Raw genomic sequence first — 14,121 nt, 5'->3', positions numbered from 1 at the left:
TGGTGATTCGGTGAAGGATGGTCACATGCCTGCCGCACCGAATGATGTACGGCCGTTCGCCGGCCTGGACGACGTCGACCGCGCGATCCTCACCGAGCTGGCGGCCGACGGCCGGCTGCCGAACAACGCGCTGGCCGAGCGGGTGGGGGTGGCGCCGTCGACGTGCCTGACGCGTACCCGGGCGCTGCGCGAGTGCGGGGCGATCCGCGGGTTCCACGCCGAGGTGGACCCGGCGGCGGTGGGTCTGCCGTTGCAGGCACTGGTGTCGGTGCGGTTGACGGCGCACGAGCGGGCCGCCGTGGACGCGTTCCGGGCCCGGTCGGTGCGGCTACCAGGGGTGGTGTCGGTGTTCCACGTGGCGGGCGCGGAGGACTACGTGCTGCACGTGCGGGCCGCCTCCGGTGACGCGCTGCGGGACTTCGTCCTCGATCACCTGGCTGTCGATCCGGCGGTGCAGCACACCCAGACCAGCCTGATCTTCGAGCAGGCCCGGGGTATGGGGTAGCGCACCCGGGGGAACAATTCCGGCACGTGGCCTGTTGCACCACGCTGTGATCGACGTACCCATGTCTGTTCTTGATCTTGCCCCGGTGGCGGCGACCGGCAGCGCCGGTGAGGCGCTGCGGTACACCACGGAGCTGGCCCGCCGCGCCGAGGAACTGGGCTACCGCCGGTTCTGGGTGGCCGAGCACCACAACATGCCCGCCATCGCCAGTTCCGCGCCGGCGGTGCTGCTCGCGCACCTGGCGGCGAACACCAGCACCATCCGGCTCGGCTCGGGCGGGGTGATGCTGCCCAACCACGCGCCGCTGGTGGTGGCCGAGCAGTTCGGCACCCTGGAGGCGCTGCACCCGGGCCGGATCGACCTGGGCATCGGCCGGGCGCCCGGCACCGACCAGGTGACCGCGCTGGCGCTGCGCCGCACCATGGAGGGCCTGTCCGCGGAGCACTTCCCGCGTGAGCTGGCCGACCTGATGAACTACTTCTCCGGCGCCGAGCCGGGCCCGATCACCGCGACGCCGGGCCGCGGCCAGTCGCCGCAGGTGTGGCTGCTCGGGTCCAGCGGGTTCAGCGCGCAGCTGGCCGGCCTGCTCGGGCTGCCGTTCTCGTTCGCGCACCACTTCAGCTCGCAGAACACCATCCCGGCGTTGCAGCTCTACCGGCAGCACTTCCGGCCGTCGCAGTGGCTGGACCGGCCGTACGCGATGGTGGCGGTCAACGCGGTCTGCGCGGAGACCGACGAGCGGGCCGAGTGGCTGGCCGGGCCGGCCGGGCTGTCGTTCCTGAAGCTGCGCTCGGGGCGCCCGGAGCCGCTGGTCACGCCGGAGGAGGCGGCGGCGTACCCGTACTCGGAGTTCGAGCGGGAGTTCGTCGCCCAGCGCCGCGACGGCCAGGCGACCGGCTCGCCGGAGACGGTGGCCCGGCAGCTCGGGGAACTGCTGGAGCGCACCGGCGCGGACGAGCTGATGCTCACCACGATGGTGTACGACGTGGCTGACCGGGTCCGCTCGTTCGAGCTGATCGCCGAGAAGGTGGCGGGCGGGCTGCGCCGGGAGGGCTGAAACACGCTCTTCATAGCCACGTCACCGCAGCGTCGCGCGGGACGCATAACTTTGTCCCCGGTGGTGGTACGGCATTCCCGGTCGGGACGGGTCGGGAATGCTGCGGTGTGGTGCACCGGGTCGCCGGCGGAGCGGATTCCGCGGCCGGCGACCCGGTGCCTGTCGTTTCAGCGCAGGTAGATGTTCGGCGCGGCCGGGGTGCTCATGCCGTCGCCAAGGTAGAAGCCCGGGTGCGGCGGCTGGTTGTAGGCGGTGTTCTGCCAGGCCACCGCCACCCGGTACTGCGGGTCGTGCATCAGCGTCGGCAGCCGCAGGCCGGTGCTCACCGGCGTGCTGTAGATCCGGAGCGCGGTGCTGTCGGAGGTGCGCCAGACGACCTCCTCCCGCCAGTCGCCGAGCAGGTCCGCCGAGAGCGCCGGGGTGGACTTGGTGCCGTTGTTCGAGGCGACGCCGCTGCCGGTGAGCAGGCGGGTCTCGCCGCCGGTGCCGTACTTGTCGATCTTCGTGGCGTCGAGCAGCTCCCGGACCGGGTCGCCGTCCCACCAGATCAGGAAGTTCGCCGACGACGGCTTGCGCCCGACGTTCTGGCCCCGGGTGTTGAGCAGCCCGTCGACGGCCGACGACCAGGACTCCGCGCCCGGGCTGCCGGCCCAGACGTCGCCGGAGACGCCGCGGCCGTTGTCGCCGTTCGGCGCGGTCTGCCAGATGATCTGCCCGGTACGCGCGTCGGCCATCCAGGAGCTGGGCTTGCTGCCGTCCTCGTCGACCTTGAACACCTCCAGGCCGGCGCGGGACGGGTCGAGGTCGCCGACGTGCAGCGCGTCGCCGTGGCCGTTGCCGGTGGAGTACAGCAGCCGGCCGTTGTCGTCGATGGTGGCGGCGCCGTACACGATCTCCTGACGGCCGTCGTTGTCGACGTCGGCCACGGAGAGCTGGTGGTTGCCCTGGCCGGCGGCGGCGCCGTTGCCGGAGGCGTTCGAGTCGAACGTCCAGCGCTTGCGCAGCGTGCCGTCGCGGAAGTCCCAGGCCGCGACGACAGCCCGGGTGTAGTAGCCACGCGCCATGATCAGCGAGGGGCGCTGCCCGTCCAGGTACGCGGTGCCGGCGAGGAACCTGTCGACCCGGTTGCCGTACGAGTCGCCCCAGGACGAGACGGTGCCGCGCGGCGGGTCGTAGTCGACTGTGGACAGGGCCGCGCCGGTGCGGCCGTCGAACATGGTCAGGTACTCCGGGCCGGCGAGCACGTAACCGCTGGAGTTGCGGTGGTCGGCCGAGCCGTTGCCGATCACCTGACCGGTGCCGGAGCGGGTGCCGTCGGCGGTCTTCATGGCCACCTCGGCGTCTCCGTCGCCGTCGTAGTCGTACACCTGGAACTGGGTGTAGTGGGCGCCGGCGCGGATGTTGCGGCCCAGGTCGACGCGCCACAGCCGGGTGCCGGTGAGCGTGTACGCGTCGACGTAGACGTTGCCGGTGTAGCCGGACTGCGAGTTGTCCTTGGCGTTCGACGGGTCCCACTTGAGCACGAACTCGTAGCGGCCGTCGCCGTCGAGGTCACCGACGCTCGCGTCGTTCGCCGAGTAGCTGTACCCCTCCCCGGCCGGGGTGGTGCCGCCGGGCGGCGGCTGGATCGGCACGTCCAGGTAGCCGTTGGCGAACTGGAGCGCCGGGGCCGACGCCGCCTGCTCGGCGCCGTTCACCACGGCCCGCACGGTGTACGCGGACCCGGCCGCCGCGCCGCTGTCCAGGTACGTGGTGGCGCCGGTGATCGGGCTGGCGTTGACCTTGGTGCCACCTCGGTAGAGGTTGAACGCCACACCGGTGGTCTCGGTGCCGAGCAGCCGCCAGGAGACGAGGTTGCCGCTGCCGGAGCGGACGCTGACCAGCCCTCGGTCGAGCTTCTCCATCTGCTTCGCCCCGGCCGGCGGGTCGGTGGGCGGGGGCGTGGTTGGTGGCGGTGTGCTGGGCGGAGGTGTGGTGGGCGGCGGCGTGGTGGGCGGAGGCGGCGTCGACGGCGGCGCGCTGGTGGACGGCGCGCCGGTGCAGGCGGTGCCGTTGAGCGTGAACGCGGCCGGCACCGGGTTCGACGCGTTGTTCCACGAGCCGTTGAAGCCGAAGTTCGCGGTGCCGCCGGTGCCGATGGCCGCGTTGTAGCCGGCGTCGCGGGCGCTCACCTGCGCGCCGGACTGGCTGACCGTCGCGTTCCACGCCTGGACGACCTGCTGGCCGGCGGCGAAGCTCCAGCCGAGGGTCCAGCCGTTGACCGGGTCGCCGAGGTTGGCCACTGTCACGTCGGCGCCGAATCCGCCGCTCCACTGGTTGGTGATCCGGTAGTCGACCCGGCAGCCGACGGCCGCCGCCGCGGCGGTCATCGTGGTGAGCGCGCCGGCCGACAGGGCGAGCGCCGAGGCCGCGGCGAGCAGCGCGAGCCGGCGGCGTGGGGTGGTGAGGTGCACGGAGATGCCTTTCGCGGAGGTCAGGCACGCGACGACGCCGGCCTGCCCGGACCGGCGGATACGTGCCCTGACGCGACGGGCGACGTCAACGCATCGACGTCGATGATTCGGCTCCGCGCTCCGTCAGCCTAGGTCACCGCCGGACACCCCCACAAGCGCGGCAGCGTGCGCGGGGCGGGCAGCGCGGCGGCGCGGCGTGGGCGTGGCAGCGCGGGCGGGGCGGGGCGGCGCGGCGGTGCGGGCGGGGCGGCGGGGCGGCGGCGCGGGCGGCGCGGCGGCGCGGGCGGCGCGGCGGCGCGGGCGGCGCGGCGGCGCGGGCGGCGCGGCGGCGCGGGCGGCGCGGCGCGGCGGGGCGAGGCGGCGCGGGGCCGGGCGGGGAAACAGCGCGGTGGAGTGGCGGCGCAGGAGCGCGGCGGCCAACAGCCGATGCCGACGCCGACGAGATGCCTGAAAGCCGATATACCTCAGAGTCATAATTATGACTCTGAGGTATATCGGTCAGCAGGACATGTATCTACGGCGCGCGACACGCCGAGACAGAACACTCCTGGGCGATGGCGCGGCCCGGGAACGCGAGCGGCTCAGCCCTCGACGGCGGCGGCGAGCTTCCGCGACTCCGCGGCCTCGGCAGGCTCGGAGGTCTCGGCGGTGACCACCGGCTCCGGGACTTGCCCCGACTTCGCGGCCTCTGCCGACCCGACGGATTCCCCCGGCCGAGCGGGCTCCCCCGCCTCCGCGGGCGACGCGGAGACGGGCGCGGCCTCGACCGGCGGCGCGGAGGCCGGCGACGCGGAGGCCGGCGGCGTGGAGGCCAGCGCCGCTTCGACGGTGGCGCGGGCGCGGCGGGTGCGGCGCAGCGCCCGCACCGCCAGGACAATGGCGACCACCCAGGCGACACCGAGCAGCGCGTACACCACCACCGGCGCCGAGCCGCTCACGCCGCCGGCGCTGAGCAGCGTGCGGGCGTTGGTCAGCACGATCACGCCGCCGATCACGGCGCCGAGCAGCTGAGCGGGAACGATGCGGACCAGCCAGGCCGCGATCGGGGCGGCGATCAGGCCACCGATCAGGAGCGCCGCCACCGTGGGCAGCAGGAAGCCCTCGGTGCCCAGGCCGATCAGGAAGCCGACGCTCGCCGCGCCGGCCACGACGAACTCGGAGGTGTCGACCGAGCCGATGACCTTGCGGGGTTCCATCCGGCAAAAAAAACAGCAGCGCCGGGGTGGCGACCGGGCCCCAGCCTCCGCCGCCGGTGGCGTCAACGAAGCCGGCGACCAGGCCGAGCGGGGCGAGGAAGCGGCTCCGCAGACCGGCCGGCGCGGGTGGCCCGAAGCGGCCGGGAGAACCGCACCAGCAGGTACGCGCCGAGCGTGAACAGGATGGCCGCCATCCACGGCGCGGCGGCCTCGGTGGAGATGGAACTGAGGAACGTCGCCCCGGCGAACGCGCCGATCGCGCCGGGCAGCGCGATCCGGCCGACGACCCGCCAGTCGACGTTGCCGAAGCGCCAGTGCGAGACGCCCGCGGCGAGCGTGGTGCCGATCTCGGCCAGGTGCACCGAGGCCGACGCGGCGGCCGGCGCGACACCGGCGAACAGGAGCAGCGTCGAGGAGGTCAGCCCGTACGCCATGCCGAGCGAGCCGTCGACCAGTTGCGCGGCGAGCCCGACGAGGGCGAGGACCAGCAGCTTGCGCACGAGCGCCCCCTGACTTTTCGGTATCTCCTATCGACTTGGTCGACAATGCGGCACGAAGGTGGTCCCGGTCAAGTCCCCCATCCGGTTGGTAGGACGCGCCGGACGGCGCGGTCAGCTCCAGGCGCGCGGGTCGGCGGCCAGTTCGTTGACCCGGCCGGGCAGCTCACCGGAGGCCACGTCGGCGATCGTGACCAGCTCCAGGATTTCCCGCTCGCTGGCCCGCAACGCGATCCAGACGTCCTGCAACGCGCGGGCCGCGCCCTGATAGCCGAGCTGTTCCGGACGCTGGCCGCGCACGTGCGCGAGCGGCCCGTCGATGACGCGGATCACCTCGGCCAGGGAGATCTCACTCGCCGGCCGGGCCAGCCAGTAGCCGCCCTCGGGGCCACGCTGGGCGTGCACGATGCCGCCCCGGCGAAGCTGGAGCAGGATGCTCTCCAGGAACTTCGGCGGGATGTCCTGGGACCGGGCGATCTGCTCGGCGGTCACCGGGCGGCTCCGCTCGGCGGTCCCGTCCGCGACCGAGGCCAGCTCAGCGGCCGCGCGGAGGGCATAGTCGACCCGGGCGGAAAGACGCATACGGCCAGGTTAGTCCGCTCGGGTGCGGGCCGCCCCGCCGACCCGCGCCCGGACGATCATCACCCGCCGCTCAGCCGCCGACGCGGCGCAGCAGTCCCTCCTGCACGGCGCTGGCGATGTGCCGCCCGTCGGCGGTGAACATGCGGCCGGTGGCCAGGCCACGGCCGCCCGACGCGGACGGGCTCCAGCAGTCGTACAGGAACCACTCGTCGGCGCGGAACGACCTGTGGAACCACAGCGCGTGGTCGAGGCTCGCGCCGACCACGCCGCCCGGGCCCCACACCTCGCCGTGCACCGACAGCACCGAGTCCAGCAGCGTCAGGTCGGAGGCGTACGTCAGCGCGCACGCGTGCAGCAGCGGATCGTCCGGCAGCTTGCCGTCCAGCCGCATCCACACCCGCTGGTGCGGTTCGGCCGGGCGGTCGCCGGGGCGTACCCAGCCGGGCTCGCCGACGTAGCGCACGTCGATCGGGCGCGGGATCATCCCCCAGATGCCGAGCCGCTCCGGGTAGCGGGAGAGCCGGTCGGTCATGGTCGGCACGTCGTCCGGGCCGGGCACGTCCGGCGGCACCGGGGCGTGGTGGTCCAGCCCCTCGTCCTGTCGCTGGAACGACGCCGACATGAAGAAGATCGGCTTGTCGTGCTGCAACGCCACCGACCGGCGCACCGAGAAGGACCGGCCGTCGCGGACGTTCTCCACCTGGTACTCGATCGGCTCGGCCGGGTCACCGGGGCGCACGAAGTAGCCGTGCAGGGAGTGCACGGCACGCTCCGCGTCGACGGTGCGGCCGGCGGCGACCAGGGCCTGGCCGGCGACCTGCCCGCCGTAGACCCGCTGCGGGCCCACCGGCGGGCTCATCCCCCGGAAGGTCATCTCCCCGGTACGGTCCAGGTCGAGCACCTCCAGCAGCTGGTCGACCGCCGCCTGCCCGGTCGCCGCAGCACTCACTGGAGCGCTCGCGCCGAGGCCGCGTCCACGAGCGAACCCAGCTGGTGCACGCGCAGCGTGTTGGTGGAGCCGGGGGTGCCGGGCGGGCTGCCCGCCACGATCACCACGTAGTCGCCCGGGTTGGCCCGGTTGAGGCCGAGCAGCGCCTGGTCGACCTGGCGGAACATGTCGTCGGTGTGCTGGACGAACGGCATCAGGAACGTCTCCACGCCCCAGGAGAGCGCGAGCTGGTTGCGCACCTCCGGCACCGGCGTGAAGGCCAGCAGCGGCAGGTCGCAGTGCAGCCGGGCGAGCCGCTTGACGGTGTCGCCGGTCTGCGAGAACGCCACCATGGCCTTGGCGCCGATGGCCCGGGCGATGGAGGAGGCGGCCACGGTGAGCGCGCCGCCGTGCGTACGCGGGTCGTGCTGCAACCGGGGGACGGCGATCGAGCCGGCCTCGGTGGTGGTGACGATCTTGGCCATGGTGCTGACGGTGAGCACCGGGTACTTGCCGACGCTCGTCTCGCCGGAGAGCATCACCGCGTCCGCGCCGTCGAGCACCGCGTTGGCCACGTCGGAGGCCTCGGCGCGGGTCGGGCGGGAGTTCTCGATCATCGAGTCGAGCATCTGGGTGGCCACGATGACCGGCTTGGCGTTCTCCCGGCAGAGCTGCACGGCGCGCTTCTGCACGAGCGGCACCTGGTCCAGCGGCAGCTCGACGCCGAGGTCGCCGCGGGCGACCATGACGCCGTCGAAGGCCAGCACGATCGCCTCGAGGTGGTCGACCGCCTCGGGCTTCTCGACCTTGGCCAGGACCGGGCGGCGCACGCCCTCCTCGTCCATGATCGAGTGGACGAGCTTGATGTCCTCGGGTGAGCGGACGAACGAGAGCGCGACCAGGTCGACACCGAGGCCGAGGGCGAAGCGCAGGTCCTCCGCGTCCTTGTCGGACAGGGCCGGGACGCTGACCGCCACGTTCGGCAGCGAGACGCCCTTGTTGTTGGAGACCGGGCCGCCCTCGGTGACCAGGCACCGGATGTCGTTGCCGGTGACGTCGCTGACCTCGACCGCGACGCGGCCGTCGTCGATCAGCAGCCGGTCGCCCGGCTTCACCTCCTGCGGCAGCTTGCGGTAGGTGCAGGAGACGCGCTCCTTCGAGCCGACGACGTCGTCACCGGTGATCACGACCGAGTCGCCGGTGCGCCACTCGTGCGGGCCGTCGGCGAACCGGCCCAGCCGGATCTTGGGCCCCTGGAGGTCGGCCAGCACCGCGACCGGCTTGCCGGACGCCTCGGCGGCCTCCCGGACCAGCCGGTAGACCGATTCGTGGTCGGCGTGACTGCCGTGGCTGAAGTTGAGCCTCGCCACGTTCATGCCCGCCTCGACGAGCCCTCGGATACGCTCCGGGGACGAGGTGGCGGGGCCGAGAGTACAGACGATCTTCGCGCGGCGTGTCACGCCCATCAGGCTAGTCTCTCCTCCGGATCGGCCTCCCGGCCGACCCCTTGCGGACAGCGGAACAGTTGTCCAACGACGCGCGTGTACCGCGCGGGCGGGCGGTTGGCGTACCGCACCGGAACGTCGTGTGTGGCGGGCATCGGCGACCGCGCGGCGGAAATGGTACCCCTCGCCGTCACGTGCCGGCCGGGTGCTCCCGTGGATGCAGTCCGCCCTCGCCGTGGCGCGGCCCCGCCGGAGCGGCCGGGGGCAGGTTCGGGCAGCCGCCGGGCGGCCGGGCCGCGATGATCTCGGCGAGCAGGTGGTCGGCGCGCAGCCCGGACGCGGTCCGCTCCAGCGGGACCCGGCTCGCGGCGCCGTGGAAGTGGTGCAGCGCGATCGCCGAGAACGGCGACGAGACCGCGCCGGCCGTCAGCTCTCCGTCTTGACCAGCGGGAACTCCAGCGAGCCGGCCGGGCAGAGGAAGGTCAGCACCTCGACCCGGTAGAGCCCGGCCTGTACCGCCGGGTCGGCCTCCATGACGCTGCGCACGTCGTCCACCGAGCCGGTGCGGGCCAGGCCGAAGCCGATCGGCGGGTCCGGTTCCCGGGCCGGGCCGTCCACCGAGCCGTCGACGAGCACGATGCCGCGCCGTTGCAGCGCCCGCATGTGCTGCAGATGCTCGGCCTGCAGCCGTTGCACGGTCTCCTCCGGCAGGGCCCGGCCGGACGGCCCCGGGTAGAGCACGATGCACTCGTACGTGTCCAGCGCGAAGTCGAGCCGTGGCGTCGTGCCCATGCGCACCTCCTGCTGACCACCGTTGCGCCCAGCCTCGCACGGCGGTCCGGTGCGCCGGGGCCGCTCGCCGCAACTACCGGTGCTTCGCCGCCACGATTCGGGAATGTCCAGGGGTCGGGGCGCGCGCCGCCCGCGACCGCGTACGAGCACAGGAGGACCGCGATGGCCACCAGCACCCAGCCCGCCAAGGCGTCCGGCAGCTACCGGATCGGTGGTGACCTGCGGGTCGACCGCCTCGGCTACGGGGCGATGCAGCTCACCGGCCCCGGCGTGTGGGGCGACCCGAAGGACCCGGCCGAGGCGGTACGGGTGCTGCGCCGCGCGTACGAGCTGGGCGTCACGTTCATCGACACCGCCGACTCGTACGGGCCGTTCGTCAGTGAGCTGCTGATCCGCGAGGCGCTGCACCCGTACGCCGACGACCTGGTCATCGCGACGAAGGCCGGACTGACCCGCTCCGGCCCGGACGACTGGCGGCCGGTGGGCCGCCCGGAGTATCTGCGCCAGCAGTGCGAGCTGAGCCTGCGCCACCTGGGCCTGGACTGCATCCCGCTCTACCAGCTGCACCGCATCGACGCGAAGGTGCCGCTGGCCGACCAGCTCGGCGAGCTGGCGCTGCTGCGGCAGGAGGGCAAGGTCCGGCACATCGGGCTGTCGCAGGTCAGCGTCGAGCAGATCGAGGCGGCCCGGGAGATCGTCCCGATCGTGTCCGTGCAGAACCTCTACAACCTGGCCGACCGCGGCGCCGAGGACGTGCTGGCGCACTGCGAGCGGCACGACCTGGCGTTCATCCCGTGGTTCCCGATCGCCACCGGCAGCCTGGCCCGCCCCGGCGGCCCGCTGGACGCGATCTCGACCGCGCACGGCGCCACTCCGGCGCAGCTCGCGCTGGCCTGGCTGCTGCGCCGCTCGCCGGTGATGCTGCCGATCCCCGGTACGTCGTCGGTGGCGCACCTGGAGGAGAACGTGGCGGCGGCCGAGGTGGAACTGACCGACGACGAGTTCGAGGCGCTGGCCAAGGCGGCCTGAGTCGGCCGCCGTCCAGCCCTTTCGCGGAACGTGATCGAGCAACTACCGTCAGAAGGATTCTCACGAGTGGGGGTCCGTTGTGGAGGAGTTCGACTACGTCATCGTGGGGGCCGGCGCGGCGGGGTGCGTGCTGGCCAACCGGCTAACCGAGGATCCGGGGACGCGGGTGCTGCTGCTGGAGGCGGGCGGCTGGGACCGCAGCCCGTACGTGCGCGTGCCGAAGGCGTTCTCCCGGCTGATGGACGACGAGCGCACCGCCTGGCACTACCCGGCCACCACCGGGCCGGGCCGCGAGGAGATCTGGCAGCGCGGCCGGATGATCGGCGGCTCGACGTCGGTCAACGGCATGATCTGGAGCCGCGGCGCGGCCCGCGACTGGGACGCCCTCGACCCGCTGGGCTGGGGCTGGTCGGCCATGCGGCAGGTGTTCACGCGGCTGGAGGACCACCCGCTGGGCCCCGCGCCGCACCGGGGCGCGGGCGGGCCGGTGCGGCTGTCCATCGCCACCGGCACCGACCCGCTCGCCGAGGAGATGGTGGCCACCGGCGCCGAGCTGGGCTGGCGCCGGGCCGACGACCTGGACGCCGACGACGACGAGCGGATCGGCTACCCCACCGCCACCATCCACGGCGGACGGCGGGTCAGCGCCGCGAACGCGTTCCTGCACCCGGTGCGGCGCCGGCCCAACCTGACCGTCGAGGTCGGCGCCGTCGTGCTGCGGGTGCTGGTCGAGGGCGGCCGGGCGGTCGGCGTACGGGTGGCGCACGGCGGCCGGGAGGTCGAGCGCCGGGCGGCCGGGGAGGTGATCCTCGCCGCGGGCGCCCTGGCCACCCCGCACCTGTTGCAGGTCTCCGGCATCGGGCCGGCGGACACGCTGCGCGCCGCGGGCGTGCCGGTGCTGCTCGACCGGCCCCGGGTCGGCGCGGGGCTGCGCGAGCACCGGTCGATGGTGCTGCAGTACCGCCTCGCCGAGCCCGGCGGCCACAACATGACCATCGGCAGCCCGCTCGGGCAGGCCCGGGCCACGCTGCGCTGGCTGCTCACCGGGGGCGGCCCGCTCGCCCTGCCGGTGCTGGACGTGGCGGCCCACGTCAAGTCCCGGCCGGAGCTGGACCGCCCGGACGCGCACCTGCTGATGGCGCCGTTCTCGGCCGCCCCGCCCCGGCCCGGCAAGGCCCTCGAACTGGAACGGGAACCGGGACTGATGTGCCTGGGCACCGTCACCCGGCCGGACAGCGAGGGCAGTCTGACGATCACCGACGCGGACCCGCGTACGCCGCCGGCTGTCGTGGCGAACTACCTCACCACCGACCACGACCGGCGGGTGGCGGCGGACCTGTTCCGCCGGATGCGGGAGTTCTTCGCCACCGGGCCGATCGCGAAGCGGATCCGGGCCGAGACGGTGCCCGGCCCGGCGGTCCGCACCGACGCCGAGATCGTCGAGGCGGCGGTGGCGCGCGGCTACTGCGGTTACCACGCCATCGGCACCTGCGCGATGGGCGACGGCGACGACCACGTGGTCGACCCGCAGCTGCGGGTACGCGGCGTGGACGGGCTGCGGGTGGTCGACGCGTCGGTGCTGCCGGTGATGGTGGCGGGCTGGACCAGCGCCCCGGTGAGCGCGCTGGCCTGGCGGGCCGCGGACGTCATCCGCGGGCGGGACGGGAGCTGACAGCGCCCGGGCCCGCGCGACGGCGGGCCCGGGCACCGGTGTCAGACCGCGAAACAGTTCGGCCGGACCGGGGCGCCGGCGAGCACCTGGCGCACCACCGTGTACGTGGTGCCGTCCAGCACCAGCCCGAGGTGGCCGACGACCCGCAGCGGGCACCACGCCTGCACCAGGACGTTCGTGGCGCCGTCGGCGAGCAGCGCGTTGTCGACCGGCCGGACCAGCTCGTCCTGCCAGGTCCGCACGGTGGCCCAGCGAACCGGCCCGGGCGTGTCGTCACCGGCGTTGAGGTCGGCCAGGAAGCTCGACCCGATCGACATCTGCTGACAGGCGATCACCCCGGCGCAGCTGCCCAGCCCGAGGAACGCGACCAGGTTGGCGACGTACGTGCCGTACTGCGGGCTGCCGAGGCTGACGTACTGGTCGACGGTGGCGGCGCCGCCGAGGTACTTGACGTACCAGCGGCTGACCAGGCCGCCCTCGGAGTGGCCGACCAGGTCGACCCGGGCCGCTCCGGTGGCGGCGCGGACCTGGTCCACGTAGGTCGAGAGCGCACGGGCGGACTCGCGGATGTCGCCGAGACCGAGATTCGGCAACTGGAAGATCGAGACCCGGTAGCCGTCGGCGCGCAGCCGGGCGGCGATCGGCTCGTACGCGATGGAGATTCCACTGAGGCCGCCGACCACGATCACCGGGTCGGCGGCCGCGGCGGCGGCCCGTTGCGCGGCGGTGGCGACGGTGGCCGTGTTCGACGGGGCGGCGGGTTCGGCGGCGGCCGCCTGGGCGGCGGCCGGGACGAGCAGGACGGTGGCGGCGGTGGTGGCGGCCAGGATCGTTCGGAGCAGCATGGGCTGCACCTCCGAGGGGGAGGCACCCGGGCGGACCGGGAGGGGACGGGTGGGATCCGATCGATCGTGGACACGATGATGCGTGTCCGATTTCACACACGTCAATGAAAAGTTACGCGGCGGTAACCACTTGTCGCGCCCACCGCGCAAACCGGCAAGCCGGGCCGGGCTCAGTTGCCCAGCGCCTGGACCTTCGCGATCGTCTCCTGGACGTGCTGCCGGGCCGGCTCCCCGCCCTGCGCGGCCTGCGCCAGCGCCTGCCGGTAGGAGTCGATGACGCCGATCAGCGGCCCGGCCGTCGCCCCCTCCAGCGCGCCCGCCACCAGCGCCCGCGCCTCCGCCGCGTCCTGTGCCGCGGCAGCCGTGCGCGCCTTGGCCTCGTCCAGCTTCTGCGCCGCCGCCGCCAGCCTCGCGATGATCTCTGCCGCGCTCACAACCCCTCCCCCACCTCACCCACCCTCGGGAACCCTACCGCCCGCCCCCACCCCCACGCCTTCGCGATCTTGCAGTTTCCGCCCCGACAAAAGCCACATCAAGCCCACCGCCGCGGCCACAAGTCCATGATCGACAGGGGCTAGGGTCAGCGGAGGAGGCGGAACAGGAGCAGGTAGACGCAGAACAGCGACGGGGAGACCAGCGCGCAGATCACGAAGCCCAGCGGCACGTACCGCCCGGTCGTGGCCTCACCGCCGGCCAGCGCCGGGCGGCCCCACCGGGCCAGCACGACCTGACCGGCCACGAAGGACAGCAGCGGCACCCCGGCGCAGGACAGCGCCGCCACCAGGTCCAGCCCGGCCACCGGCACCGGCGACCCCACCAGCGCGACAAGCATCAGCAGCGAGCCGACGAGCGCGCAACCGCCGTACACCGCGACCGCCCGGGCCGGCGCCGACCAGGTCGGCAACAGCACCGGCGTGCGGGCCAGCGCGTCGGCCTGCTGCCCGTACCCGTCGGCCTCCCCGGCGAGCCGCTCCGCCGCAGCCAGCTCCGCCGCCGGGTCACCCGCCCGCGGCGCCACACCCGGAGAGGGGTACGCCCCGACGCCCGCCTGCCCCGGCGCGGCGGCTGCGCCGCCGGGCACGCCGTCCCCCGGCCCGGCGCCCGTCCGCCCGCCCGCGTC

The 14,121-nt window shown here is 73.8% G+C and carries 13 protein-coding genes and 1 pseudogene; 4 read left to right on the top strand and 10 right to left on the bottom strand.

Annotation, left to right across the window (positions count from 1 at the left end; genetic code table 11):
* Nucleotides 1-25: 25 nt before the first annotated feature.
* Both MCBG_RS29180 and MCBG_RS29175 read left to right on the top strand, forming a co-directional pair.
* On the top strand, nucleotides 26-505 hold the full coding sequence (locus tag MCBG_RS29180) for an Lrp/AsnC family transcriptional regulator (RefSeq protein ID WP_030503801.1): 480 nt from the start codon (nucleotides 26-28) through the stop codon (nucleotides 503-505).
* 61 nt (nucleotides 506-566) lie between these two features.
* Entirely contained in the window at nucleotides 567-1,562 is a 996-nt protein-coding gene (locus tag MCBG_RS29175; RefSeq protein WP_176722840.1) for an LLM class flavin-dependent oxidoreductase, read from the top strand.
* A gap of 167 nt (nucleotides 1,563-1,729) precedes the next feature.
* On the opposite strand, the gene MCBG_RS29170 is transcribed toward MCBG_RS29175, so the two are convergent.
* The 7 genes and pseudogenes from MCBG_RS29170 to MCBG_RS29145 all read right to left on the bottom strand — a co-directional run bounded on the left by MCBG_RS29170 (nucleotide 1,730) and on the right by MCBG_RS29145 (nucleotide 9,455).
* Nucleotides 1,730-4,015: a rhamnogalacturonan lyase family protein gene (locus MCBG_RS29170; protein WP_043329565.1), complete on the bottom strand. Its 2,286-nt coding sequence runs from the start codon at nucleotides 4,013-4,015 to the stop codon at nucleotides 1,730-1,732.
* Between the two features lie 123 nt (nucleotides 4,016-4,138).
* Nucleotides 4,139-4,435 carry a hypothetical protein gene (locus MCBG_RS32705; RefSeq protein WP_157560797.1) on the bottom strand — a complete coding sequence of 99 codons (297 nt, stop codon included), beginning with the start codon at nucleotides 4,433-4,435 and terminating at the stop codon, nucleotides 4,139-4,141.
* Between the two features lie 320 nt (nucleotides 4,436-4,755).
* A pseudogene (locus MCBG_RS29165) lies at nucleotides 4,756-5,711 on the bottom strand (sulfite exporter TauE/SafE family protein); the annotation flags it as partial.
* A 111-nt stretch (nucleotides 5,712-5,822) separates the two neighbouring features.
* A complete protein-coding gene (locus tag MCBG_RS29160; RefSeq protein ID WP_043329564.1) occupies nucleotides 5,823-6,290 on the bottom strand; it encodes an RrF2 family transcriptional regulator in 468 nt (155 codons plus the stop codon).
* Nucleotides 6,291-6,360: 70 nt separating this feature from the next.
* On the bottom strand, nucleotides 6,361-7,239 hold the full coding sequence (locus MCBG_RS29155) for an acyl-CoA thioesterase (RefSeq protein ID WP_043329561.1): 879 nt from the start codon (nucleotides 7,237-7,239) through the stop codon (nucleotides 6,361-6,363).
* Complete coding sequence (pyk, locus tag MCBG_RS29150; protein ID WP_043329559.1) at nucleotides 7,236-8,684, bottom strand: pyruvate kinase; 1,449 nt, start codon at nucleotides 8,682-8,684, stop codon at nucleotides 7,236-7,238. The genes MCBG_RS29155 and pyk overlap by 4 nt, the downstream gene beginning before the upstream one ends.
* A 405-nt stretch (nucleotides 8,685-9,089) precedes the next feature.
* The gene (locus MCBG_RS29145; RefSeq protein WP_043329557.1) at nucleotides 9,090-9,455 is read right to left on the bottom strand and encodes a YciI family protein; all 366 of its coding nucleotides are present in this window, start codon (nucleotides 9,453-9,455) and stop codon (nucleotides 9,090-9,092) included.
* A 162-nt stretch (nucleotides 9,456-9,617) separates the two neighbouring features.
* On the opposite strand from MCBG_RS29145, the gene MCBG_RS29140 reads away from it, so the two are divergent.
* Nucleotides 9,618-10,484 (top strand): aldo/keto reductase, encoded by an 867-nt coding sequence (locus tag MCBG_RS29140; RefSeq protein ID WP_043329556.1) that lies wholly within the window; start codon nucleotides 9,618-9,620, stop codon nucleotides 10,482-10,484.
* Nucleotides 10,485-10,563: 79 nt separating this feature from the next.
* Nucleotides 10,564-12,156, top strand: a complete 1,593-nt coding sequence (locus MCBG_RS29135) for a GMC family oxidoreductase (protein ID WP_043329554.1) — start codon at nucleotides 10,564-10,566, stop codon at nucleotides 12,154-12,156.
* A 41-nt stretch (nucleotides 12,157-12,197) separates the two neighbouring features.
* On the opposite strand, the gene MCBG_RS29130 is transcribed toward MCBG_RS29135, so the two are convergent.
* From MCBG_RS29130 to MCBG_RS29120, 3 genes are all read right to left on the bottom strand, one after another.
* Nucleotides 12,198-13,001 carry a lipase family alpha/beta hydrolase gene (locus tag MCBG_RS29130; protein WP_043329552.1) on the bottom strand — a complete coding sequence of 268 codons (804 nt, stop codon included), beginning with the start codon at nucleotides 12,999-13,001 and terminating at the stop codon, nucleotides 12,198-12,200.
* 170 nt (nucleotides 13,002-13,171) lie between these two features.
* Complete coding sequence (locus MCBG_RS29125) at nucleotides 13,172-13,435, bottom strand: DUF6244 family protein (protein WP_013287536.1); 264 nt, start codon at nucleotides 13,433-13,435, stop codon at nucleotides 13,172-13,174.
* Between the two features lie 146 nt (nucleotides 13,436-13,581).
* On the bottom strand, nucleotides 13,582-14,121 hold a 540-nt coding region (locus tag MCBG_RS29120), incomplete at its 5' end, for a hypothetical protein (RefSeq protein ID WP_198033324.1).

It is taken from the genome of Micromonospora sp. M42, from assembly GCF_000568915.1.
GTDB lineage: Bacteria > Actinomycetota > Actinomycetes > Mycobacteriales > Micromonosporaceae > Micromonospora > Micromonospora chalcea.
The sequence above is the reverse complement of the archived record's forward strand: the minus strand, read 5'-3'. Positions and strand labels throughout refer to the sequence as shown.